The organism is Halorubrum persicum, from assembly GCF_002727125.1.
Classification (GTDB): Archaea; Halobacteriota; Halobacteria; order Halobacteriales; family Haloferacaceae; genus Halorubrum; species Halorubrum persicum.
In genome coordinates this window covers 1-23,249 of record NZ_NHOA01000086.1, presented here as the reverse complement: position 1 = coordinate 23,249, position 23,249 = coordinate 1, and the positions used below count along the sequence as shown (strand labels likewise).

22 protein-coding genes are annotated in these 23,249 nt (G+C 65.7%); 13 read left to right on the top strand and 9 right to left on the bottom strand.

Translation table 11 applies throughout. The annotated features are described in order from the left end of the window. Positions 1–495: 495 nt before the first annotated feature. From DJ69_RS10980 to DJ69_RS18400, 3 genes are all read right to left on the bottom strand, one after another. On the bottom strand, positions 496–1,407 hold the full coding sequence (locus DJ69_RS10980) for an alpha/beta fold hydrolase (protein ID WP_180271795.1): 912 nt from the start codon (positions 1,405–1,407) through the stop codon (positions 496–498). 120 nt (positions 1,408–1,527) lie between these two features. Then, a complete protein-coding gene (locus DJ69_RS10975) occupies positions 1,528–2,184 on the bottom strand; it encodes a helix-turn-helix domain-containing protein (RefSeq protein WP_099255643.1) in 657 nt (218 codons plus the stop codon). A gap of 85 nt (positions 2,185–2,269) precedes the next feature. Beyond that, positions 2,270–2,533 (bottom strand): hypothetical protein, encoded by a 264-nt coding sequence (locus DJ69_RS18400; protein WP_180271794.1) that lies wholly within the window; start codon positions 2,531–2,533, stop codon positions 2,270–2,272. A 76-nt stretch (positions 2,534–2,609) separates the two neighbouring features. On the opposite strand from DJ69_RS18400, the gene DJ69_RS10965 reads away from it, so the two are divergent. The 3 genes from DJ69_RS10965 to DJ69_RS18840 all read left to right on the top strand — a co-directional run bounded on the left by DJ69_RS10965 (position 2,610) and on the right by DJ69_RS18840 (position 4,987). Beyond that, entirely contained in the window at positions 2,610–3,233 is a 624-nt protein-coding gene (locus DJ69_RS10965; RefSeq protein WP_099255642.1) for a class I SAM-dependent methyltransferase, read from the top strand. Then, positions 3,230–3,550, top strand: coding sequence for a hypothetical protein (locus DJ69_RS10960; protein WP_099255641.1), 321 nt, complete (start codon positions 3,230–3,232; stop codon positions 3,548–3,550). The genes DJ69_RS10965 and DJ69_RS10960 overlap by 4 nt, the downstream gene beginning before the upstream one ends. Positions 3,551–3,655: 105 nt before the next feature. After that, complete coding sequence (locus DJ69_RS18840) at positions 3,656–4,987, top strand: amidohydrolase family protein (protein WP_245851630.1); 1,332 nt, start codon at positions 3,656–3,658, stop codon at positions 4,985–4,987. Between the two features lie 7 nt (positions 4,988–4,994). Here the strand turns inward: DJ69_RS18840 and DJ69_RS10950 are convergent, their stop codons facing one another. Next, on the bottom strand, positions 4,995–5,534 hold the full coding sequence (locus DJ69_RS10950; RefSeq protein ID WP_245851628.1) for a type IV pilin: 540 nt from the start codon (positions 5,532–5,534) through the stop codon (positions 4,995–4,997). 84 nt (positions 5,535–5,618) lie between these two features. On the opposite strand from DJ69_RS10950, the gene DJ69_RS10945 reads away from it, so the two are divergent. Then, entirely contained in the window at positions 5,619–6,950 is a 1,332-nt protein-coding gene (locus tag DJ69_RS10945; protein WP_099255640.1) for a GTPase, read from the top strand. A gap of 78 nt (positions 6,951–7,028) precedes the next feature. Next, entirely contained in the window at positions 7,029–7,934 is a 906-nt protein-coding gene (locus DJ69_RS10940; protein WP_099255639.1) for an amino acid kinase family protein, read from the top strand. Between the two features lie 124 nt (positions 7,935–8,058). Here DJ69_RS10940 and DJ69_RS10935 read toward each other — a convergent pair whose 3' ends face one another. Further along, positions 8,059–8,349: a hypothetical protein gene (locus tag DJ69_RS10935; RefSeq protein WP_099255638.1), complete on the bottom strand. Its 291-nt coding sequence runs from the start codon at positions 8,347–8,349 to the stop codon at positions 8,059–8,061. Between the two features lie 148 nt (positions 8,350–8,497). Here DJ69_RS10935 and DJ69_RS10930 point away from each other — a divergent pair, with 148 nt between their 5' ends. Both DJ69_RS10930 and DJ69_RS10925 read left to right on the top strand, forming a co-directional pair. Then, positions 8,498–8,917 carry a CBS domain-containing protein gene (locus DJ69_RS10930; RefSeq protein ID WP_099255637.1) on the top strand — a complete coding sequence of 140 codons (420 nt, stop codon included), beginning with the start codon at positions 8,498–8,500 and terminating at the stop codon, positions 8,915–8,917. A gap of 137 nt (positions 8,918–9,054) precedes the next feature. Beyond that, positions 9,055–10,134, top strand: coding sequence for a hypothetical protein (locus tag DJ69_RS10925; protein WP_099255636.1), 1,080 nt, complete (start codon positions 9,055–9,057; stop codon positions 10,132–10,134). 16 nt (positions 10,135–10,150) lie between these two features. Here DJ69_RS10925 and DJ69_RS17890 read toward each other — a convergent pair whose 3' ends face one another. Then, entirely contained in the window at positions 10,151–10,393 is a 243-nt protein-coding gene (locus DJ69_RS17890) for a hypothetical protein (RefSeq protein ID WP_144050425.1), read from the bottom strand. Here DJ69_RS17890 and DJ69_RS10920 point away from each other — a divergent pair. The 4 genes from DJ69_RS10920 (at position 10,381) to DJ69_RS10905 (ending at position 17,120) form a co-directional block, all read left to right on the top strand. After that, a complete protein-coding gene (locus DJ69_RS10920) occupies positions 10,381–11,052 on the top strand; it encodes a SipW-dependent-type signal peptide-containing protein (protein WP_099255635.1) in 672 nt (223 codons plus the stop codon). The genes DJ69_RS17890 and DJ69_RS10920 overlap by 13 nt on opposite strands. Positions 11,053–11,078: 26 nt before the next feature. Beyond that, positions 11,079–12,065, top strand: coding sequence for a hypothetical protein (locus tag DJ69_RS10915; RefSeq protein WP_099255634.1), 987 nt, complete (start codon positions 11,079–11,081; stop codon positions 12,063–12,065). A 21-nt stretch (positions 12,066–12,086) separates the two neighbouring features. Further along, positions 12,087–12,623, top strand: a complete 537-nt coding sequence (locus DJ69_RS10910; RefSeq protein WP_099255633.1) for a signal peptidase I — start codon at positions 12,087–12,089, stop codon at positions 12,621–12,623. A 591-nt stretch (positions 12,624–13,214) separates the two neighbouring features. Next, entirely contained in the window at positions 13,215–17,120 is a 3,906-nt protein-coding gene (locus tag DJ69_RS10905; RefSeq protein ID WP_099255632.1) for a surface glycoprotein, read from the top strand. A 114-nt stretch (positions 17,121–17,234) separates the two neighbouring features. Here the strand turns inward: DJ69_RS10905 and DJ69_RS10900 are convergent, their stop codons facing one another. Further along, a complete protein-coding gene (locus tag DJ69_RS10900) occupies positions 17,235–18,479 on the bottom strand; it encodes an adenosylhomocysteinase (protein ID WP_099255631.1) in 1,245 nt (414 codons plus the stop codon). A 216-nt stretch (positions 18,480–18,695) separates the two neighbouring features. Here DJ69_RS10900 and DJ69_RS18395 point away from each other — a divergent pair, with 216 nt between their 5' ends. Then, positions 18,696–18,857 (top strand): hypothetical protein, encoded by a 162-nt coding sequence (locus DJ69_RS18395; protein ID WP_180271793.1) that lies wholly within the window; start codon positions 18,696–18,698, stop codon positions 18,855–18,857. Positions 18,858–18,872: 15 nt separating this feature from the next. On the opposite strand, the gene DJ69_RS10895 is transcribed toward DJ69_RS18395, so the two are convergent. Continuing rightward, positions 18,873–20,039, bottom strand: a complete 1,167-nt coding sequence (locus DJ69_RS10895) for a folylpolyglutamate synthase/dihydrofolate synthase family protein (protein ID WP_180271792.1) — start codon at positions 20,037–20,039, stop codon at positions 18,873–18,875. Between the two features lies 1 nt (position 20,040). Next, the gene (locus DJ69_RS10890; RefSeq protein WP_099255630.1) at positions 20,041–21,387 is read right to left on the bottom strand and encodes a poly-gamma-glutamate biosynthesis protein PgsC/CapC; all 1,347 of its coding nucleotides are present in this window, start codon (positions 21,385–21,387) and stop codon (positions 20,041–20,043) included. A gap of 161 nt (positions 21,388–21,548) precedes the next feature. On the opposite strand from DJ69_RS10890, the gene DJ69_RS10885 reads away from it, so the two are divergent. Further along, complete coding sequence (locus tag DJ69_RS10885) at positions 21,549–23,018, top strand: lamin tail domain-containing protein (RefSeq protein WP_099255629.1); 1,470 nt, start codon at positions 21,549–21,551, stop codon at positions 23,016–23,018. Positions 23,019–23,249 lie beyond the last annotated feature (231 nt).

The window sequence follows — 23,249 nt, the reverse complement described above, 5'->3', positions numbered from 1 at the left end:
CGGCTTTGTGAAGTACTGAAAATATCGGAAGGTCCGTTTTGTTTCCACTTACCATAGTGCTGATTCTTGCTGCCTTGTGGCCATATCTTCCAATCTCAGGCCCATTCTCTCAACTTAGACTATACAGTAAGCAATCGAAATAGTATACCAACAGCCCAGAGACCAAATCCGAAAAGAAGCAAATATGCCATCGGTCCGTATTCGGTCACGACTGGGTTCACTTCATATCGAGCGAATCCATATATGCCACTAATCAAGAGGAATGTCGCACCAATTAGCTGAAAAACCGTACTTGGTGCGAACTGAACCCCTTCAATAACCCCGACCTGAGCTATGAGGAGCGCGCTTACTGTGATGAAGCAAAGAGCGACCAATCGTGACGGATGCATGCCGATAGATTTGCAATCTCATCGGATAGTTCTGTTGAGTACGCAGTTCTCATTGACCAACTGTTTCATGTGAGAATCTGTCTGAAGAATGTATTTCAACAGACCTCTACGAGAGATGACGGCAGAGCGCTTCAGATACTTCGTCACGTTCATGATGTACCCAATGCGACGTGTCAGGAAACATCTGTAGCCGGCCGTCTTCACAGTAGGTGACGCTTTTTTCGGCCATCGAGGGGAGCAGTGCGATGTCGTCCTCCCCCCAACAAATCAGCGTCGGCTGAGTAACTGTGTTGCGTGGTGGACTGTCCGAACGACGGAACCCACGATACCAGTTAATTCTCGGTGTGATCCCAGTGTGCCGCCAGGCTGCCTTATAACAAGCAATCGTGTTCTCGTCGAACGTTCCAGGGTTGGACGTTATTTCGAGAGAATCTACCATATTGGCCATATCATTTCGAGCCAACATCCATTCGGGGAGTTTCGGGACCTGATAGAACCAGACGTACCAGCTCCGTGCGATCTGCTGCGGACTGGATCGTAACGTTTCTCGATACACTGCCGGATGTGGGACGTTGAATATCCCGAGTCGATCGACCATGGCGGGGTGACGGAGTGCGGCGTTCCAGGCGACGAATCCACCGAAGTCGTGCCCAACGATGTGGGCCGACTCTCGCCCCTCACTGTGGATTAATTCGCACACGTCAGCGACCAGTTCCGATTGCCGATACGCATCAATCCCGTTCGGTGCGTCGCTCAGATTACAGCCCCGCTGGTCAGGGACCACCACACGGAAGCCAGCCTCGACGAGCGAGCGGATCTGATCGCGCCACCCGTACCAGAAATCGGGATGGCCGTGCAGGAGGACGACCAACGGTGCATCGGGGTCACCAGCAGCCACGACGTGTAATTGTAAATCGTTGATGTCGCGGTAGGTGGATTCGACGTCGTGATCGGTGAGTAACGATGCATCAGTGTTTGTGCCCATACCACCGGTTGCTGGTGATTTCGTGACTGACATCGTGTGGATAGAAATACGAGGCAAACCTCGATATGCGAACTGCCCCACCGATGTGGCTTCTTATAAACTTTTGAGGCGCACCGCAGTATCGTCGTCACGGCCGGTGACAGTAACTGCGAGTTAGTGAACGAGTTCGGTGAACACACGTTCTTCGGCTTTCCGAAGGTGCTCACCGACCGTTGCGGGAGAAATACCAATAACCTCGCCGATGTCTTCGAGAGACGCTTGACGGGGCTCACGATAATACCCCAGATCAACTGCTGCCTCAAGCACTTCTTCTTGTCTCGATGTAATCATCCTGTTGAACGATGAGTTGTCGGCTGTATAATCACCCATTTTGAGAACATCAAACGTGAGCTGATCCATTTCATCAGCATAGTCGTACAGTTTGCTGAATGTTTCGTCAGTTCCGATGTATGTGACTTTCAGCTGGTTATCGGATGTGAAGCGAATCGGAGTCTCGATCACCAGCAGCGACTCCCGTTGTAGTTCAAGGGAGCGTCGAACCGATTCCGTCGGTTCAAATTGACTCACAGCCATCCACCGGTCATCTCCGGCGGTGAGATAACTCATGACATACGGGGACTCTTCCATGATCTGTTTGTATCGTTCTTTACTGCCGCTCGCCTCAGCAAATAGGAGTACAGTATCATCATCGAGCAGTTCGATATGATGAATTGCTCTCCGATTGATAGACGGGTCTTCTGTAAGTTCTTCCCCAAGTGGATGGAATGCCGTCCCTCCATCTGGTTTGACCAACACTGTGAGATATCGCATACAAGGACTAGGTGTGCGCGGCGTTAAACAACCACGGCTTATGTTCCATAAACTACACCATGACTGAGGCAGCGTGCCTACTGACCTACACCAATAACTGATCCCTGTAGAGAATGCAGCAGCAGAAACACTCGACCGCGAGGACGCCCGGGAGTATGACAACGACGGCGATCGCTGGACCCGCGAGGACGAACCCTTCGAGTATCTCTGCACCCCCTGCAACCGTGAGTACTGCCACTAGAACTGCGAAGACATTGAGAGGACGCTCGTGGCGGCTGACGCCGGCCGACCCGACCGGAAGACGTTCGTCAAACGGTTCTGTGAGCTGACGACCGACAACGAAGACCACGATTGAGAGACTCAGGCAAATGAATTCCAACCACAATCACAATCGAAACGATGGTGACGCGGCGTCAAACCGACCGATGTCAGTTTCGGAGATCAAGGACTCGTACGCCGAATACGCTGACTGTATGCACCGACTCGAATGGATCGACCGTGCCGTCTTAGGTCGCTATCGACAGGCCCGATTCGGTGATGTCGAGGGACGAGTACTGGACGTCGCCTGTGGCACCGGGACGAACTTCCGACACGTCCCAGAGACGGTTGACCTCGTTGGGATCGACATCAGTCCAGCGATGCTGGAGAACGCTGCGGAACAGCTCACCGAGCAAGGGATCGATGGGACCCTCAAGGAGATGGACGCACAGGACCTCGAATTCGCTGACGACAGTTTCGACGCGGTGATTTCAGCACTGTCAACGTGTACCTTCCCCGACCCCATCGCTGCACTGCACGAGATGGAGCGCGTCTGCAAACCGGACGGCACGATTCGCCTCGTCGAACACGGACGCAGCGACATCGGTCCAATTGCGACGTATCAAGAGTGGCGTGCCGACGCTCACTACGGCAAGACCGGCTGTCGGTGGACGCAAGCACCGCGCGAACTCGTCTCCGAGGCGGGCCTTGAGATACAGGATTCAACCACTGGACTCTTTGGCACGATCACCACCTTCGAGATCACTCCGAGCCAGTGTGGAGAACGATGATCGAACTGTCTCCCGGCATACTGGAATGGCTGGCAGTCGGGTGCGTCCTGACAATCGCTGGTGCACTGATCAAGGTCCGTGGGTGGACGTTTCTCCTCGCGGGCTACGACGAGACTGCGCCTGTCCCGGAGCCTGTCGTTCAGAATATGGCGGGGAACACCGTTCTCCGTGTCGGCATCGCCGTCTTGATTGTCGGCATACTCGAATCCGTGACGAATCCGCCGTCGTACCTCAGCGTTCTGATCGGGGCCGCCATCGTACTGGACGTGCTCCGGCTGCTCTACCGACTGAACACGTGGTCGCCACAGGCAACCTGAGCCGATGCTGACACCTTCCCCGACGGCTGTGTGTCTCTTGGCATTCTCTCGCCGAGACTCCCCCTCCCGAATTACCATCACTGTTCGACCAATGAGAGGTGACTGATGACTGATCTCCTGATTCACGATGCGGTCGTCGTGACGATGAACCAAGAGAATCAACTCCTGACAAACGGCTCTATTCGAGTTACTGACGGAACCATCTCGTCGATCGCAGCAACTGAGCCTCGTGATCGACACTCTACCGCGGAGCACGTGATTGATGCCAGCGGAAAGGTCGTGATTCCCGGCCTCATCGACGCCCACCGCCACACCGATTTCACGCTCGTCCAAGGCCTCTTCAGTGAGCTCAGCGGTGGTGAGTTACTCAAAGAAGCCTTCGCGTTGTACCACACTGCCGAACCAACCCTGGGTGACTCGTTTTTTGAGGCGGCGTGGCAGCTCGCCTGCCTACGGCAACTCACGCACGGCGTCACGACGGTCAACGCGATGGATTTCACTCCGGAACTCGGGGCAGAGGCGATCGGTGAGTCTGGGTTACGTGGCGTGATCGGACCGGAACTCGCAGACTTTCTCAACCCCGCGTCCGCAGGCGACCAGCTCGCAGCTGCCCGTCAGTTCATCGAGACCTATCACAACTCCTACGACGGGCGTGTCACCGCGAGTATCGCACCGGGCGGTGAAGCTGGCTGTTCACGGCGACTCTGGGAGGGTGTCGCTGAGCTGCGGGCTGACTACTCCGACTTGCGGCTTCATACGCATCTGTACGACTCTGCTGAAGCCGAGACGATGGCGGCGGGGAGCGGCGCTGACGATCCACTCGACTTACTTGATCGGTACGACCTCCTTGATGAACGAACACTACTCACCCATCTGCTGCATGCAGACCGAGATGATGCGCGGCGGATCGCCGACGCCGGCGCCGGCGAAGGTATGATTTCGACGCTCTCACGAAAGGGGTTCGACGGGCGCGTCCGGTTCACAATGGGGTCGGATCGATCGAAGGGGTTGCTTGACTCGTCGCGCGTTCGATCGGCGCGTAACGGTACTTTGGGCGGGTCCGAGCCGTCGTGTCGAGAGCAGCTGTGGGAACCGGTGCGGTTGCTCCCTACCGGCAGCCAGTACAACGGAGGGAAAACCGTGTTATTTAACACGGAGTTGTCAGAAAATCGGATCGTGTCCCAACCACCCTCCATCCCCTCAGTACACTCGGTAGCCGCCTACGTGGCTGATGGCGCTCGTATCGCCGCGATACTACTCATCTGGAGTGTCATTGCCGCGTTCTTCACCTACGGCGTGAGCGAGATCGGCGGCACCGGGGGGCTCCTCGAGACGCTCGGTCCGCAGATCGGAACCCTCGTCGCGTTGACAGGGTTGCTTAACGCGATCCTTTTCGTCCTATATCGGTCGATCGATTACTGGCACCAGTACACGTGACCAGTCGCTACGCGAAGGTCAGCGTCTCATCAGTTATCTCGATGTCAGTCGGGTCACCGTTGAAAATCCCGTACTCACCGGAGATGCTGATCTGTTCTCGGTAGAGGATTGACCCGGACGGCTCGTGTATCATCGGCAGTTGGATCCGGTTTGCATCGGGGTAGTTACCCTCGTCACCCGCGAGTCGGCACGCGACGTTGACAACGGTACACTCGATGTCACCCGGAATCGTGGTGCCGTCTTGGTTATTGTGGACCACTGTGAGCGCAACGGTTTCACCTGCCCGTAGCGATCTGTTGAGTGTCCCGGTGACGCGCTGATCCCCGCGATCGAGATACACGGCGATCTCGTTAGCGTCCACGGTGTCGCCGCCTCTGTTGGTGAGGGTGATGTCCCGGCGAAACTCGCCGTACTGTGGCGCCGAAGCCGGTTCCTCCTCGAAACTCAGATCGAGGGCAGCAAAGGTTGGCTTCGCTCCGAGATCATCGACGGTGCCGAGTGCGAACACGCCGGGTCGTTTAATCTGTTTTATCTGCTGCGGAAACACTACTGGACCGCCTCGGAGTCGACGGCGGGCCGGCACCGATTAGGCCCGGCTCATTTTCCGGAGGCGGTCCCAGTCACAGCCGAGATGCGAGTCCTGATAGTGGGCGCCGCCGGGCGAGACTACCACGACTTCAACGCCGTGTTCCGCGGACGCGAAGAGATCGATGTCGTCGGGTTCACGCAGGCGCCCGGGCAGAATCTGGGTGAGCTGGACGAGACGGATCGACGCTATCCGAGCGAACTCGCCGGGGAGGGGTATCCCGACGGGATCCCCATCGAACCCGAGCGCCGACTCGAGACGCTGGTCGCGGACCACGACGTCGACCAGGTCGTGTTCTCCTACTCCGACGTCGCCCACGAGCACGTCATGCACCTCGCCTCGCGGGCGCTGGCCGCGGGCGCCGACTTCCGGATCGTCGGCCCCGACGAGATGATGCTCCCGACAGCCGTCCCGGTGCTGGCCGTCGACGCCGTCCGGACCGGGTGCGGCAAATCGCAGGCGGCCGGCGCGTTCGCCGACGCACTCGACGCCCGGGGCCACGAGGTCCGTATCGTCCGCGAGCCGATGCCGTACGGGGAGTTGGCCGCGAACCGCGTCCAGCGGTTCGCCAGCCACGACGACCTCGACGCCGCCGGCGTCACCATCGAGGAACGCGAGGAGTACGAACAGCACATCGACGCGGGCCACGTCGTCTTCGCCGGCGTCGACTACGAGGCGGTCCGCGACGCCGCCCAGTCCGAGGCCGATGTCATCGTCTGGGACGGCGGAAACAACGAACTCCCGTTCCTCCGTCCGGACCTGCACGTCGTGCTCGCGGACCCGCTCCGGGCCGGTGACGAGGTGGCCTACCACCCCGGCGAGGCCAACCTCCGGCGTGCCGACCGCGTGATCGTCAACAAGGAGAACAGCGCCGCCGCCGAGGCGGTCGAGACCGTCGTCGAGAACGTCCGGTCGGTCGCCCCGGACGCCGAGATCTCCCACGCGGATTCCGTCGTGAGCGTCGCGGACCCGGACCGCATCGCCGGGGCGTCGGTCCTGTGTATCGAGGACGGACCGACGCTCACCCACGGTGATGCGAGCCGCGGCGCGGCGGCCGTCGCCGCCGAGCGGTACGGGGCGCGAGAGCGCATCGATCCCACGGACGCCGCCGTCGGGAGCATTGCGGACACGCTGGCGGAGTATCCGCACCTCGACCGCGTCCTCCCCGCGATGGGGTACTCGGACGCGCAGATCGCTGACCTGGAGCGGACGATCCGAAACGCCGACTGTGACCTCGTGCTCGCCGGGACGCCACATCGTCTCGAGCGACAGGTGTCGGTCGACGTTCCGATCGCACAGGTCGAGTACGACGTCGCTCTCCACGACACCACGTTCGACGCCCTGCTCGACCGGCACGCCGACGCGATCGGCCTCTGAGTCGGGCGACCCGGCAAGCGGGTGCGGCGCCGGTCGGTTTGGCCGTTCGTTTTACTGTGCCGCCCCCGTCGGTCGCGTATGCGAACGGTGATCGCGCTCGGCGGGAACGCCATCGCCAGTGACGGCGATGTCACGGTCGCCCAACAGCGGGCGAGGATCGGAGCGCTGGCCGACGCCGTCGGCGAACTCGCCGAACGGGGCGACGAACTCCTGTTCACTCACGGCAACGGCCCGCAGGTCGGGCAGCTGCTGTTACAGCAGTCGAGGGCGGACGCCCCCGAGCGGCCGCTCGACGTGCTCGTCGCCGAGACGCAGGCACAGATCGGCTATCTCGTCGCCGACCAGCTGGAGTCGGCGGTCGACGGACGCGTCACGACCGTCGTGACGCGGGTCCGCGTCGACCCCGCCGATCCGGCCTTCGAGGACCCGACGAAGCCGATCGGCCCGTACTACACCGAATCGGAGGCCGCGGAGCAATCGTTCGAGACCGGCCCCGTCACGAAACCGACCGGCGAGTCCGCGTATCGGCGCCTGGTACCCTCGCCGGAGCCGACGGCGGTCCTCGAGATCGACGAGATCAGGGGGCTCGTCGCTGACGGGGTGACGGTGGTCTGTGGCGGCGGCGGCGGCGTTCCGGTCGTCGGAGACGGTGCGTGCGAGGGCGTCGAAGCCGTCGTCGACAAGGACCACACCTCCCGCCTCGTCGCGTCAGCCGTCGACGCGGACTGTCTCGTGATGGCGACCCACGTCGAGTACGCGTACCGGAACTTCGGAACCGACGACGAGGAGCCGATTCGGGAGACGGACGCGGCGTCGCTCCGACGGGCGCTCGAGGCGGGCGAGTTCGCCGCCGGCAGCATGCGACCGAAGGTGGCGGCGTGTCTGCGGTTCCTCGATGCGGGCGGCGACCGGGCCGTCATCACGACGCCCGATTCCATCGCTGCCGCCGTCGACGGCGACGCCGGGACGCAGATCCGCCCGTAACGACCCGTTCAGTCGGGGGTTGCAGCCTCCTCGAGGTACTCGACGGCCGCCTCGGTCGGCACCTGGTCGAAGCGCCGATAGAACGGTCCGACCGCGCGGAACCCCTCGGGGGTCCGGAGGGCGATCACGTCGTCGGCTTCCGCCTCGAGTTCGGGGACGGTCGTCGGCGACGCCACCGGAACCGCCACCGTGACACGGGCCGCGCCGGCGGCGTCGGCGGCGTCCGGCCGTCCAGGAACGCGTCGCGTTTCTCCTCGGCACGCCGTCGGGCTCGCTCCCGCTCGGGTTCGAGGGCCCCCTCGTCGAGCCCGAGCCGACGGATGACCTCGTCGTCGTACCACGCCGCACCGTCGGCGGTGACCGCACCGACGGCGTGCTCCGGGTTGCTCGGGAGCGCGATCTTCTTCGCGACCACGCTCGAAAAAGGGACGCCCTAATCGATCGACGGAATCTCGGTATCATCTCCTCGTGTAACACACCGGCATTCGAAATCGGCGCCTCGACCGGCAACACACTTAGGATTCCGTTTTAACAGACAGTCTCCGGAAGCGTGTGACGGACCGATGCCAGTCGAACATCTCGCAGTCGAGCCCGTCGTCGCAGAGCCAGACACACCAGCTATCCGCGTCGCGGAACGCCTCAGAGACGAGGGCGTCGGTAGCGTCGTCGTCGAGAAGCAGGGCAGACCAGTCGGAATCGCCACCGACAGGGACGTCGCGATGGCGGTCGCAGACCACGAGGACCTCTCGGAGTTGGAGGCGAGCGACATCATGACCGAAGATCCCGTCACCATCGAGAGCGACGCCGAGGCGGTCGAGCTACCCGAGAAGATGGCAGCGACACACGCACGACGAATTCCGGTCGTCGACGACGGGAAGCTCACCGGCGTCGCGACCCTCGACGATGTCGTCGCGACGACGGGCGAGGAACTGGAAGACGTCGCCGAAGTGATCGAAGCTCAATCGCCCGAGTATTCGCCCTGAGGGCACGCGAGCATCGAGTTTGACGGCCGCTTCCCGCCGGCTCTTCTCGAGCGGGCGAACGCCGGCGTCTCAGGCGACGTGGCGAGTCCCCGGTATTAGGCTCCGGCCTTTCGGTGACGCCTCCACACCGAGCGCCCATGGGCGAGCATCACGTGCCGAAGGGGGTCAGTTTGGATACGCTCCGGGAGATCGTGGCCGGCTGGGCTGCGGTCGGGGCCGCGGTCGAACCCCGGTACACCGCAGATGTCGAGGACGCCACCGGCATCTCGGACGCGGTCGGACGGCAGACGCGGTTTCTCGAGGATATCGGCGTCCTCGAGCGGTCTGGCCAGCAACACGAACTGACCGACGAGGGGCAGGCGCTCGCGGGCGCGCTCGTGGCCGAAGACCAGTCGCTCGCCGCAGAGCGTGGCCGGGAACTCCTGACCGACTGGGAGCTGACCGAGACACTGCGTGGCGTCCTCCGGCAGAACCCGATGGACCGCGACGATCTGGTGGCGGTCGTCGCGAGCCTCGCCGGAGCGGACCCCTCGGCAGGCCGCGTCCAGAGCGGCGTCACCACGCTCCTCGACCTCTTCGAGTGGACGGGCGTGCTGACGCGCGACGACGATCGGTATCGCCTCCCCGAGGGGGCATCGGACGAGGAGAGAGACTCGACCGCGGACGGCGACGACGGCCCCGACCCGCCCGACGCGATCGACGGATCCGACCGAGCGGACGCATCCCGCGAATCGACCCGGTTACCGGTTCCCGACGAACGGACGGCACCGGCCAAGCCCGCACCCGCTCGGCGGCAGTCGGAATCGGCGTCCGACGCCGACGAAGCCGACGGAGCGGTCGTCGCGGTTCCGACGGTCGTGCTCGACGGTGGCGCGTCCGATTCGACGCCGACGATCGAGTTCGTCTCCCTCTCCGGCGGCTCCGATGAAGCCGGCATCGCGCTCGGCGAGGTTGCCACGGCGGTCTCGGAGGCCGTCGAGTCGGGGACGACCGACCGAGACCCACGCCGAGACGCGACCGCACCCGGTGCTGGCGGGGGCGCGGCGACCGAGTCGTCTGGCGGCGAGGGAGACGGGAGCGGCGCGACGGGCGGCCGGCAGACCGGCGCCGGCTCGCACGCGCTCTCGCTCGGCGTCGACGTCGACGCCGACGACGAGGATCTGGAGTCGATCATCGCCGCGGTTCGACGGGGGCTGATCGACAAAGAGACGGAGTGAGTCGAGGGGGGAGCCGTCAGATCGTCGCCGCGCCGAGCAGCGCGTGCTCTGACGGTGAGGAGGCCGCTATGAGTTTCTCAGAGCCTACGGGGGGCGAGACGGCGTCCGACCGCCCATCGTCGGGCGGGGGGTCGCGTGCCGCGGCCGACGGCTGTCCGCCGACAGGATCGGTAATTAGGGTGTGGTCGACGGGGATCTGAGGTACTTTGGGCGGTCGCTGAAAGGCGTTCGGGATGACCTCCACGTATGTCAGCGACACAGTACAACCTCGATCGGCGGCAGTTGCTCGGTGCACTCGCCGCGATCGGTGGGGGGAGCGCAGCGATCAGTGCGGGGACGTACGCGACGTTCAGCGATACCGAATCCAGTAGCGACAGCATCGAGACGGACTCGATCGTGTTGGACACGGGCTCACAGACCCTCTCGTTCACGACGAACGACATCGAGCCGGGAGCGAGCGGCAGTTCCTCGGTCGTCCTGGAGAGCGCCGGGACCGCGGGCGGGCGGCTGGACGTCTCCATCGCGAACGTCTCGAACACTGACGAGGTGTCGACGAAACCCGAGGAAGACGCCGAGGCCGAGGCCGACGAGGATAGCATCCCCCTGGCGGACCAGCTCGAAGTCAAGATGTGGGTCGAAGAAGCGAGTCCCGACAGCGGAGAAGGACAGTTCGACGACACTTCTGACTACGGACTGAAGGAGGACGGAACCGTGGCACATGGAGACGGCGCGACGCTGAATTTCGCGGATGTCTCGGATTTCCCATCCCAACCGACCTACCAGACGATGACGTTCGCCGATGACAGCCCCACGGATAAGGAGTTCTTCGTCGAGTGGAAACTGCCACAGGACGCGACGAACGCGGTCCAGGGCGACAAGACGACGATCGACTTCGACTTCACGCTGAACCAGGCCTGAGGAGCGTCGGTGCCGCTTTCACAACCATGGTCGCGACCACTCACGTCGGCCGTCGGGAGGCACTCGCGGGAGTGGCCACCACGGCCGCGCTCGCGGCCGGCGTCGGCCGCACGCTCGCGTCGTTCGGAGACACCGCGAGCGACTCCGGCTCGCTCACCAGCGGCGCCTGGTCGGCCTGTCGCGCAGTCTACACGGACGGGGGCGCGCTCGCGTCGACCACCAGCTCCGGCAGCGTGACGACGTACGGCACCACCGGCGTCGACGTCGTCGGTCCCGCGGAGGGAGGCTTCAGCGGCAGTTCGTACCACCTCCCGATCGTCGACGGGAACGGCGACCTCGAACTGATCGCGGCCGACGGGAGCACCACGGCGCTCGACGTCGGGAGTTCGAAGGCGCCCCGCGGGGCGAAGTCGCTCCTCGCGACGGCGACGTGGAACGGGCATCCGCTCTCGGTCTACTACCCCGGCGACAACGCGAGCACGCTCTACCGCGTCGCGCCCGGCGGGAGCGCCGAGGCCGTCGCCTCCCTGGGTAACGGTATCAAGGCAGCGATCGGGGCCGGAGACGTCGACGACGACGGCGTCGAGGAGTTCGTCTTCGTCGACGGCTCGGGGACCGTTCGCTACATCGTACCTGCGACGGGGACGACCAGCCGACAGATCGCCTCGACCGGCACGAGCGCCGGCTCGAACAACAACTACGGCGTCGGTGCGCCGGCCGGCGTCGACGGGTACGGCGACGTCATACCCGCCGTCAACGGCTCCGGCGGACTGGGGCTGCTCGGCGCCGACGGCTGGGTCGAGAAATCGCTCACGAGCGGGAGCACCGCCAAGAAGACCGCCGTCCACGCCTGCGACTTCGACGGCGACGGGGAGACGGAGCTCGTGTTCGCGGGCTACTCGAACAGCCACCTCAGATACCTCGACGACGTCGGCGGGACGAACGATGTCCGGAGCGTCTCCGACGCCGCCGGCGACCCGATCCCCGTCGACACGAAACGCGGGATCTGCTGACCCGCCACGACCGCTCGAACTATGCTCGACAGATTCACCACCGCACTCAGGATCGGCGCGACAGTGCTCCTCGTCGGATGCGTCGTCCTCGTCGCGATCGTCGCTCTCCCGTCGCTCGCGGGCGGCGCGAATAGCTACGTCGTCCTCTCTGAGAGCATGGAGCCGACGCTGACCCCGGGCGACGCGATCGTCGTGCGGTCGGCGCCGCCGTCGGCCGTCGAGGAGGGCGATGTCGTCACCTATCGAGCGCCCGGTTCCGTCGACGACGCGGATCAGGACCGGATCACCCATCGCGTCGTCGAGAAACGACAGACGGAGAGCGGCGTCGCCTATCGGACGAAAGGTGACGCGAACGACAGGCCCGATCCGACGCTCGTCCCCCACGAGCGGGTCGTCGGTGCGGTCTGGTTCCACGTCCCCGCCGTCGGTCGCCTGGTCCTGTTCGCACAGCGGCCGCTCGGACTGGTCGTTCTCCTCATCGGTCCGGGGGTCCTGCTCATCGCGATCGGGCTCCGACAGCTCGCGACGGCGGTCGACGGGGAGCCGAGCGGCGATTAGGCGGGCGTCGCTCCCCCGCGGCCGAGTCAGTCCCGCCCGGACGGGAACCGCGTCCGAACGCGAGGGCGAACAGGCGAACAGGTCGGGCGAGACGCACGCGATCGCCGACCGATCGGGCGAGTTCGACGTCGTCGTCACCGGCGGGGGTGAGCACACGCCCCTCACGACGGTCATCGGCGACGCGACCGACGACTGATCGGCCGCCGATCGTGTGACGGCCTAACAGATTAGCCACCCCGGCGCAGTACACCGATTTCACTCTCGAAAAGCGGTGGCGTGCGCGTCAAGTGTGTAGGTCGGCCCCTGATTGTGTCCCTCGAGTAACACGTGTGTAGTGCCAGCCTCCGACAGCGGGCTGACATTCGAGATAGCGACCGATGATGATTCGATCACTCGATCCACGCGACGCGACAGTGAACGGGCTCGGGCGTCGCGGTGACGCCTCGGAACCGACTCGATGTCAGCCGCCGCACGCGCTCCGGGGCGACCGCGCCCCAGCGTCCGGAATCGGGGCGTCGAGACCCGACTCGAACGCGACGACCGGTGGCCCGGGACGGTCCGGCGAACCGAACCGCGATACCTCGACGACAGATGAGTAACATCTCCCGGAAGGCGCGTGCGCTGGCGCTCTCGGCGCTGCTGATCGGCTCGGTCGTCGCCGGGAGCGTCGCCTTCAGCGGCGCCGCCGCGGCCGCGACGAACGCGTCGATCGCCCCGAGCGACGACGCCGCGGCCGCGTCCAACGTGACGTACACCGCCGAGGGGAACGTCGAACTGAGCAGTCAGCAAGAGCTCAACTACGTCGACGTTCACCTGAGTCCGGCAGACGTGAGCGACGTCGGCCCCTCGGACGTACGGGTGTACGTCAACGGGACCGAGTACACCGACGGACTCACCGAGTTCGATTCATCTGAAGGGACCGTGACGTTCAAGCTGAGTAACTCTCAGACCCTGTACGACGGGGATCCCGTCCGCGTCGTCGCCGGTAACGTCACGAACCCGTCCGAAGACTTCGACGCCAACGTGTCGCCCCGCGACACCAGCGACGTCCAGTTCGAGGAGTACGGCGACACCGTCGACATAGACACCTCCGCGAACCTCACCTACGGCGACTTGACGTTCAATGACACTCGCACCAACGGCACCGACACGACGATCGAGGTCGGCGAGGACCTGAACGTCTCGGCGACGATCGAAAACACCGCCGATCAGGAGGAGGCGTACAACGCGTCCCTCCGGATCGACGACTCGGTGGTCCGTTACAACAACGGGACGCTCGCGGCCGGAGAGAGCACGACCACGACGTTCGTCACCGACTTCAGCAGCACGGGCACTCGCGGCGTCGCGATCGGCGACGAACTGAACGCGACCGAGGTCACCGTCACCGGGTCGATATCGATCGCCGGCGGATCGGCGACCCCGATATCGGTCGAGTCCGGGACGACGGTGAGCAATCAAGAGATCTACCTCGAGGTCGCGAACGTGAGCCAAGACGGCGACACCGACTGGCACTACGTGGAGTTCCCCGACTCGCTGGCGGGGAACGTCTCGGTGAACTCCGCCGCCACCGACAACGCGAGCATCACCTCCAGCGCCGAACTCGTCGAGGGGTACGACGACGACGGCACGGACGAGACCGTCAAATTCGCCACGAGCGGTGACGGCGGCGGCGACGTCGACCTGAACCTGACGGTCGACGCCAGCGTCACCTATCCCAGCGGAGACGGGTCCTACGGGATCGATGCCCGCGTCGAGGACAGCGACGGAGAGACCGCCGAGGTCGCGAGCGTGACGACGATCAACGCGAGCAGCGTTCCGGCCGTCAGCGGCTACGCGGTTTCGAACCCGGCCGATCGGGATCTGAACGTCTCGTTCGACTCTAGCGACCAACTCGCGGACGTCGCCGTCGACGTCACCAACGGCAGCGGCGAGACGGTGGCGACGCTCACTGAGAGCAACTTCACCGAGACACAGAACGGCGACACCTACGCGTACGACGCCTCGACGACCGTGGCCGAGGATGGCGACTACGACGTCACACTCCGGACGGCCGCCGACGAGAACGGTTTCGACGGTGCCAGCGGGCGGACGCGATCCGTCCGGATCAACGTTCGTGAGGTCGTCATCCTCGACGGGTCGGCCGATCCCGATACGGTCTCGCCCGGCACCACCGTCAACAACCAGGGGGTCACGGTGACGCTCGCGAACGTGACCGCCGACGGCGACACCGACACGCAGTTCGTCGAGTTCCCGAACGAACTCGCGAACGGGCTGTCGGTGAACTCCGCGTCGGTCAACGGGTCGGCGAGCATCGCCCAGAGCGCTCAGCTCGTCGAGGGGTACGACGCCGACGGCACCGACGACACGGTGCGGTTCCAGACCGACGACGACTCCGGTGGCACGGTCGACCTGAACGTCACCGTCGACGTCAGCGTCGACTACCCCGACGAGAACGCGATCTACGACATCGACGCTCGCGTCGAGGACAGCGACGGCGACACCGCTCAACAGTCCGACGTGACGTCGATCACCGCCGGTGAGCGGGAGGCGCCGATCGTCACCGACTACGCGGTGACTAACCCCGCCGATCGGAACGTCTCCGTTCGCTTCGACTCCAGTCGGGAACTGGCCAACATCACCGTCGACCTCTCCGACAGCAACGGGACGGTCACGACGCTCACCGAGGGCGACTTCTCGGCGACGAACCAGAGCGGCACGTGGGCCTACGAAGCGACCTACGCGGCCGCGAGCGACGGGACCTACACGGCGACGCTGACCGAGGCGGAGGACGCCGACGACAACGACGGCGCCGACGGCGAGTCCGACAGCGTGACCCTCGACGGCACGCCGGCCGCCATCGTCGGCGGCTGTTCGAGCCCAAGTTCGGTGACGCCCGGCGAGACCGTGAACAACCAGAAGGTGTGCGCCAAGCTGTCGAACGTGAGCGCCGACGGCGACACCGACTGGCACTACGTGGAGTTCCCCGACTCGTTGGCGGGAAACGTCTCGGTGAACTCCGCGAACACCAGCGGGCCGAGCGTCACCTCGAGCGCCGAGCTCGTCGAGGGGTACGACGACGACGGCACGGACGAGACCGTCAAGTTCGCGACGAGCTCCGACGCCGGCGGTGATATCGACTTCCACGCCGCCGTCGACGTCAGCGTCGCCTACCCCTCCTCGGAGGAGGTGTACAGCGTCGACGCGCAGCTCGTCGACAGCGAAGACGGCAGCGTGACGCGAAGCGGCGTCGCGACGATCGACGCCACGACCGACGACTCCGACGGCGGCTCGGGCGATGACGACACCAGTGATTCCGACGGCGGCTCGGGCGATGACGACACCAGTGATTCCGACGGCGGCTCAGACGATGACGACACCAGTGATTCGGGTGGTAGCGACTCGGACGATGACGACACCAGTGATTCGGGTGGTAGCGACTCGGACAATTCGGGTGGTAGCGACTCGGACGATGACGACAGTGGCGGCTCAGACGATGACGACACCAGTGATTCCGACGGCGGCGGCTCAGACGATGACGACAGCGGCGGCTCCGGCAGCACCGACCCGTCCGCGTCCGAACCGCCGGAACCGACCGTCACCGGCTTCGATCTGGTGGCTGACGACCGGGACGTCGACCTCGTCGTCCGGACCGACAGCCCGGCCGACCGGATCAACGCGACCGTCGACGGTCCCGTCGACCGCGCCCTTACCCGGTCCGACTTCGTCGCGAACCAGACCGACAACGGCTCGGTGTACGTCGCTGATGTCGAGACCAACGTGTCCGGCACGTTCGAGTCGGAGCTCCACGCGATCGCCAACGGCGACGCCGAGGCGACCGCCGGACAGACCCACACCCTGACGGTTCCGCTATCCGACCACGACGAGGCCAGCGCGGACGCAACGCCGCCGTGGCGAGAGGACCAGAGCGCCCACACGCTCCGGATCCCCGTCGGGGCGGACGCCGGCGTCGCGGGCGAGACGCTCAGCAGCCTGGAGATCGAGTACAGCGACCGGTTCCTGAACCGAAGCGGCTCGATCAGTTCGGTTAGCGACGACCAGAACGTCGCCGCGCTGCGGGTCGTCAACGCCTCCGGAACCGCCAAATCCGAGCTGGGAGACACCGACGCGGTGACGGTCAACGTCGCCGACGACGCGGTTCACCTCGACCTCTCGGACGTGGATGCGTCCCGCAAGCCAACGCTCGAAGCGGGCGACCGGATCGTCGTCCGGCTCCGACCGGTGACGAACCCGGCCGAGACCGGCCACTACGATACGACCGTCGACGCCGAGGCCGCGGCCGGCGACGGCATGACCCAGAGCGCGCAGGTCAACATCCGATCGCAGTCGAGTCAGTCGGCGCCCGCCGACCGACAGGCGTTGAACGACGGTCCCGACACGGGGTCGTCCAGCTCGTCCCCCCAGAGCATGCTCTTCGTCGTCCTTGCGACCCTCGCGCTCATCGGTGTCGGGCTGGTGTTCCGGCGACAGCGCGACTGACCCGCCCGCGCGGTTTTCGTCGATGACCGACGCTGGCCGGCGCGTTTCGCCGCCGCGCCAGCCGACGCCGTTCGACCGATCGAGTGGCCGAAAGCGACTCCGGACGGCGTGCCGCTACACGATCTCGTCTCGCTGCCAGGCGTCGAGATACCGCTGCTGGAGGTCGGTTAGCGAGTCGATTTCCACGCCGAGCGCGTCCAGTTTCAGCCGCGCGACATCCTCGTCGAGTCGCTCGGGGAGCGGGTGGACACCGGCGTCCAGGCCGTCGGTTTCGACGAGTTCGCGAAGGGCCAGAACCATCGCGGCGAACGTCGTGTCCATCACGGCGGCGGGGTGGCCTTGGCTGTACGGCCCGGTCAGATTCACCATCTTCCCCTCGGCCAAGAGGTCGATCGTCCGACCGTCGGCGAGCGAGTAGCGGGTGATCCCCTCCTCCACGTCTCTGACGTCCGTCGCGGCGTCCGCCAGCTCCCCGATGGCGACCTCGATGTCGCGGTGGCCGACGTTGCAAAGCATCGCGCCGTCGTTCATCTTCCGGACGTGCCGTTCGCGGATCACGTGACAGTTCCCGGTCGCGGTGACGAACAGCTCGCCGATCTCGGCGGCCTCGTCCATCGGCATCACCCGGTGACCGTCCATATGCGCCCTGATCGCCTTCCGCGAGTCGACCTCCGTGACGACGGTGTCGGCGCCGAGCGCGCGCGCCTTGGTGGCGACGCCCCGACCCACGTAGCCGTAGCCCGCGACGACGACCGTCCGGCCCGCGAGGACCGTGTTCGTCGAGAGCATCACGTTCGTCAGCGCGCTCTCCCCGGTCCCGTGGACGTTGTCGAACCAGTGTTTCATCGGCGTGTGGTTCACCGCGAACACGGGGACGGCGAGGACGCCGTCGTCGGCCATCGCCCGCGCCCGCGACACGCCCGAGGTCGTCTGCTCGGCGCAGCCGACGACGCTCTCGGTCGACAGCTCCGGGTCGGCGTGACATTTCGCGAGCAGTTCCGCGCCGTCCGTCGCGAGGAGGTCCGGCTCCCGATCCAATAGATCGCGGTGGGCCCGATCGAGGTCGGCCTCGCTCATCTCCGGGGCGGCGAACGCCGTGATCCCCGACTGCGCGTCGAGGTGGGAGACCACGTCGCCGTGAACGCTCCCGGGGTCGTTCGGCGTACAGAGGACCTCGGCGCCGGCGTCCCGCAGCGTCTCGATGAAGATGCCCGTCTTCGGTTCGAGGTGCGACGAGACCCCGATCGTCGCTCCCTCGAACGGCCGGTCCTCCGCGCCCGCTTCGCGGAGCATCCCGAGCACGGGCGTCCGCTCCCGGAGGCGGGCCAGCGGATCCTCGGCGTGATGTCGCTCGACCATACGGGTGATGTTCGGAACTCCCCGTAAAAACCTCCGTCCTACGTGATTCATCGGCGGCGCGCGGCGGTCGGGGGTCCCCCGTCAGCCGGCCTTCGTGCAGGGTCCGCCGCCGCCGATCCGTCTGTCGCTTTGCCCCTCTGATCCCGGCGTCGGCGCTCGGCGTCCCCGGCGCGATTAGGGCGTTCGATTATCCGAATCGCCTCGATGACGGTTGGTATGGCAAACTCAGATGCCTCGATCGGACTGGTCGCCTGCGAAGAGTGCGGCGCGCTGCGCTCGGTCCGTCGGCCCGGCGACGCCCAGGTCCAAGCCGCCGACGACTGTCAGGAGTGCGGGAACGACTCGTTCACCGACATCCGGAACCCCTCGGAGATGTGAGCCGGCGAGCGACCCTCAGTCGACCGCTCGCCGATCGATCTCGTCGGTCAGGTCCCGCATGAACGTCGCGACCGTGTTCCCCATCAGATAGACCGGTCGCCCCTCGTCGAGCGCCGAGTCGAGGACCGCCGACGCGGGTTCGTCGCCGTCGTGCCTGACGACGTCGGCGTCGACGCGCCGCGCCAGGAGGTCCTCTTGGCCGCCGGCCGCGTGGACCCTCGTGAGGCGGTCGTTGGCGTCGAGCCAGTCGAGGTAGTGGGTGAACGCCGCCGTCCGGCCCGCCCGGTCGCGGCGGGTGTAGACGAACGGGGTGACGGTCACCCCGTCGAGGCGCTCGACGAGGAACTGTCGGAGCAGCTCCGTGGACTCGATGTCGTTCATCATCGCGCCGTTGGCGACGAGCCCGCCGCCGTCGAGCCGTCGCCACCCCCACTCGGCGTGGAGTTCGTCGATGTACGCCCGGATCTGCGACGCCGAGAGCGGCTCCATCCCGAGGGCGCGAAGCGTCTCGTCGACGACGAAGGCCGACCGCGCGCCCAACACGTCCGCGAAGGGGCTCTCCGCGTCGGTGTCGGGCGCGGCGACGCGGAAGTCGTTGCCCGTCTTCGCGAACTCCCGCCGGAGGTAGGCGTTGATCGCGTCGTTTCTGTCGCCGCTGATGACGGTCGCGTCCTCGGGCATGGCGCGGGTGAACACGCGGGCGATGGCGCCCAGGTCCTCGCCGAGCGTCGACTGGTGGTCCCGGCGGACGTTCAGGAGGATCACCACCTGCGGATCGAACAGCTCGTTCGCCAGGCGCGTCGTGTACTCGCGGATGCCCTGATTCTCCACGACCGCCGCGTCGACGGGGTGATACTCCCGGAACTCGCGGGCGTTCTCGTAGAGCCGCGTGACCCCGTCGCGCTCGATCGGCGTGTCGTCGAGGTTGTGATACGACACCGGATGGTCGCCGGTCACCTTCGCGTACGTCTCGTAGCCGCGGTCGACGAGCGCCTCGTTGAGCCAGCGGACGACCGTCGACTTCCCGCGGACACCGGTCACGGCGACGCGGTAGGGGGTCTGTCCGACGCGATTGAAGTGGCTCCACCCCTCGAAGACGGTCCGGCGGGCGACCGATCCGACGGTGTCGAGCGCGTCCGCGACCCCCGGGTCGAGGTCGGACGCCGACGGGAGTCCCCCCATCTCAGTCCTCACCTCCCGGCGACTCCGCGCGGTGAGCGTCGCTGCCGGCGTCTCCGCCGTCGGCGTACCCCCCGTCGACTTCCGCCGTCTCGACCGCGGACACGTCGAAGGTCAGCCCGTCTCCGGTCGTCGAAGCGCTCTCCGCGTCGACGAGGGGCGAGTCGGAGCTCCCGCCGTCGACGTCGGCCTTCGCGAACACCGACTCGCGGGCGAAGGCGTCGCGGGAGGGACGCGACCGTTCGAGCCGGTAGACCTCCCTCCCGGCGAGGCCGACGGCGACCACCCCGACGAGCGCGTAGCCGACCCCGGTCTCGTGGAACAGGCCGCTGGGCGGAACCTCGACGAAGGCGATCAGGACGGCGTAGAACACGACGAACAGCCCCGCCGAGATCCGGAGGCTCGCGGCGCGGGTCCGGGGCGCGACGCGGGAGAGGTTGTACGCGGCGATGCCGACGAAGAGGCCGAGGAAGAACAGCGTGAGCCCCGGAATGGAGCTTTCGACCCACAGGCTGACCGCGAGCGCGTAGAGGGTGCCGAGCGAGAGCGAGAGCGCCAACAGCACGCGACCGTACAGCAGCGAGACCCAGTGTACGACCAAGAGGAGCGCGAAGACGGCGGTCGCGCCGACCGCGAAGACGACGGCGACGGACGCCAACCGAACGCTGAACACCGCGAGCAGCGGGATGATAATGATCCCCGCAAGGCGGAGGTCGTACCGCTTCCGGACCCCCTCGTAGATCACGACATCCGTGACGAGCACCACGATCGACAGCCACTCGGGGACGATCTGCGTGATCGGCTCGCCCCGCGGCTCGATCCCGAGCCACGTGATGAGGTCGCTCGTCGGCAGGGCCAAGATGGGCGGCGTGGGGAACGACCGCCCCTCGAAGACGAACAGCGCCCCCGCGCCGAGGAGCACGAGGCCGACGAAGAGGGCGACCATCGCGAGGACGTCAGCGAGGCGGTTGTCCGCGTCGAGTCGCATCAGGTTGTACGCGGCGACGCCGGGGAAGATGCTCGCGACGATCTCCACGTCGGTGAACGGGAGGTGCGCGGGCGTGTACGTCGCGAGGAGGTGGACTGCGAGGACGGTCGCGGCGCCGCCGGTGACGATGCCGACGAGGAACACGCGGCGGCCGTGGTTCAGCGTGAACTCACGAACGGCCCAGATCGCGCCCCACGCGGCGCCGACCCCGGCGGCGAAGACGACCGGCGAGAGCGGCTCCCGAAACGTGTACACCGCGAGGAGCGGCACCACCATCACGCCGCCGAGGCGGTAGCCGCTGCGGTGAGAGAGCACGGCGACCGCGGCGAGCCCGCCGAGCATGATACACGTGGCGATAATCATATCTGCCGAGCCGAACGGCGGGCTCGTACGCCCCTCTCGACCGCGGTCGAGTAATGAATGGCGCCTAATCGGCGTCCGCCCTCGCCCGGCGGGGGCGCCCGCCGCGCGGCTCGCGAATTTGGCCGGGCATCCTTCTGGCTGGCCGAGAATCGTTCGCCACGATGAGTGATCTCCGTGCAAACTCGACCGATCGAGCGTCGCCGGCGTCGGCGTCCGAGACGGAGTTCGACGTCGAAAGAGATTCGGACGACTCCGACTCGAAGCTCTCCCGCCGGACGTTTCTGATCGGCGGTGGGCTACTGGCGGGCGGACTCGCCGGCGCCTACTTCGGCGTGTCGTCGGGTTCGGACGACTCGACGTTCATCCTCCGGCAGGGGTATCTGCGGTACGAGGTCGACCCCCTCCGAGACGACGACGGCGAGATGACCGTCAGAGAGTTTTACGACTATCAGCGACAGCGGACGTCCGCGGATCCGGAAGGGGACATCATCCGGGACGACGCGGCCTCTCGGCTGTTCGTCTACGACGGCCCGGTCGACGCCTCGCTCGTGTTCCTCCACGGGTCACCCGAGGTCGACCACGGCGGGACGGCGAAGTTCTCCTTCTCGGGACTGAGCCGCGACGCCGGGGAGTGGGCGCTCCGGGACGATCCGACCGCCGTCGACGACGACTTCGAGCCGTGGGCCGGCGGCAATCAGCAGGTCGAATGGGGGTGGGGGCCGCACAAGACCGACGGCGGCGCCTACTGGGGCGTCCTCGACCGAGACGACTTCTCGATCACCGTCACGCCGAAGACGCTGCGGGGGGTCGACACGTGGACGTTCCTCTCCGGTGACCTGGGCGAGCTCGAATCGCACACGCTGTCTCAGGAACGCCCGGTCCAGCTCAAACCGGCGAAGGGGCGGACGGTGAAATCGGCGAACGTCGACATCATGCCCGACGCCGCCGACAACGAGTTCGACCCCTACACGAGCGACACGATCACGGTCGCGGTCGAGCCGCCGCCGGACGGCGTCGACGAGAGCGAGTGGGTCGCGCCCGAGGATCTCGATCCGGGGAACTACTCGGTCAACTTCGGTTCGAAACGGTATCTCGCGGGCGAGAACGCCGCCCAGCCCCAGTCGTACACCAGAGAGGACGGGACGCTGTACCTGCGCTACACGGCGACGGCCGCGAACTTCTCGCTCGATTCCGCGTACGGCTACCTCGTCTCGAAGATCGGCGAGAAGACCTTCGTCCGCGGTCGCGACACCGTCCGACCGGGCGGCTTCGACAACGTCGACACGGAGGAGAGCGAGCTCGTCGTCACCGACGTACAGCCGGATCCGGAGGGCCACGACGCGAACCGGCTGAACGAGGAGTACGTCGCCTTCGAAAATGACGGCGACGAACGGCTGGATCTGACCGGATACACGGTCGAGGACGCGCAGGGAGCCGCGTTCGACATCCCCGACGGCTTCGTCCTGGAGGCGAACGCGGGGTTCCGGCTACACACCGGGACCGGCGACCGGTCCCAGTCGGACCTGTACTGGGGACGCGGCCGACCCGTGTGGAACAACGACGGCGACGTGATCCGCGTGATCGACGCGAACGCGAATACGGTCCTCGAGTACGCCTACCCGCGCAAATAGTCGACGCCCCAGAGGACGCAGCCACCAAATCGCCGATTAAGAGATTAGGCCGGTGATTCACGACCCTGAGTGTTGTTGTCGTTAGTGCCGGTCGCAGTGGTGTGATCCGCGGCTCGGCAACGCTGTGTCAAGGCACCCAACCCGCCGTCTGGTTCCCGGACGGTCCTCACGGTCGTGACACCGCCGGGGGATCGCGACGGGGCCGAACCCCACCCACCCCCTCTCCCTCTC

Bases quoted from the DNA above. Each gene is read 5' to 3' on its own strand.
- DJ69_RS10980 (WP_180271795.1), bottom strand. From the start codon at position 1,407: ATGTCAGTCACGAAATCACCAGCAACCGGTGGTATGGGCACAAACACT.
- DJ69_RS10975 (WP_099255643.1), bottom strand. From the start codon at position 2,184: ATGCGATATCTCACAGTGTTGGTCAAACCAGATGGAGGGACGGCATTC.
- DJ69_RS10965 (WP_099255642.1), top strand. From the start codon at position 2,610: ATGTCAGTTTCGGAGATCAAGGACTCGTACGCCGAATACGCTGACTGT.
- DJ69_RS10960 (WP_099255641.1), top strand. From the start codon at position 3,230: ATGATCGAACTGTCTCCCGGCATACTGGAATGGCTGGCAGTCGGGTGC.
- DJ69_RS18840 (WP_245851630.1), top strand. From the start codon at position 3,656: ATGACTGATCTCCTGATTCACGATGCGGTCGTCGTGACGATGAACCAA.
- DJ69_RS10945 (WP_099255640.1), top strand. From the start codon at position 5,619: ATGCGAGTCCTGATAGTGGGCGCCGCCGGGCGAGACTACCACGACTTC.
- DJ69_RS10940 (WP_099255639.1), top strand. From the start codon at position 7,029: ATGCGAACGGTGATCGCGCTCGGCGGGAACGCCATCGCCAGTGACGGC.
- DJ69_RS10930 (WP_099255637.1), top strand. From the start codon at position 8,498: ATGCCAGTCGAACATCTCGCAGTCGAGCCCGTCGTCGCAGAGCCAGAC.
- DJ69_RS10925 (WP_099255636.1), top strand. From the start codon at position 9,055: ATGGGCGAGCATCACGTGCCGAAGGGGGTCAGTTTGGATACGCTCCGG.
- DJ69_RS10920 (WP_099255635.1), top strand. From the start codon at position 10,381: ATGTCAGCGACACAGTACAACCTCGATCGGCGGCAGTTGCTCGGTGCA.
- DJ69_RS10915 (WP_099255634.1), top strand. From the start codon at position 11,079: ATGGTCGCGACCACTCACGTCGGCCGTCGGGAGGCACTCGCGGGAGTG.
- DJ69_RS10910 (WP_099255633.1), top strand. From the start codon at position 12,087: ATGCTCGACAGATTCACCACCGCACTCAGGATCGGCGCGACAGTGCTC.
- DJ69_RS10905 (WP_099255632.1), top strand. From the start codon at position 13,215: ATGAGTAACATCTCCCGGAAGGCGCGTGCGCTGGCGCTCTCGGCGCTG.
- DJ69_RS10900 (WP_099255631.1), bottom strand. From the start codon at position 18,479: ATGGTCGAGCGACATCACGCCGAGGATCCGCTGGCCCGCCTCCGGGAG.
- DJ69_RS18395 (WP_180271793.1), top strand. From the start codon at position 18,696: ATGGCAAACTCAGATGCCTCGATCGGACTGGTCGCCTGCGAAGAGTGC.
- DJ69_RS10895 (WP_180271792.1), bottom strand. From the start codon at position 20,039: ATGGGGGGACTCCCGTCGGCGTCCGACCTCGACCCGGGGGTCGCGGAC.
- DJ69_RS10890 (WP_099255630.1), bottom strand. From the start codon at position 21,387: ATGATTATCGCCACGTGTATCATGCTCGGCGGGCTCGCCGCGGTCGCC.
- DJ69_RS10885 (WP_099255629.1), top strand. From the start codon at position 21,549: ATGAGTGATCTCCGTGCAAACTCGACCGATCGAGCGTCGCCGGCGTCG.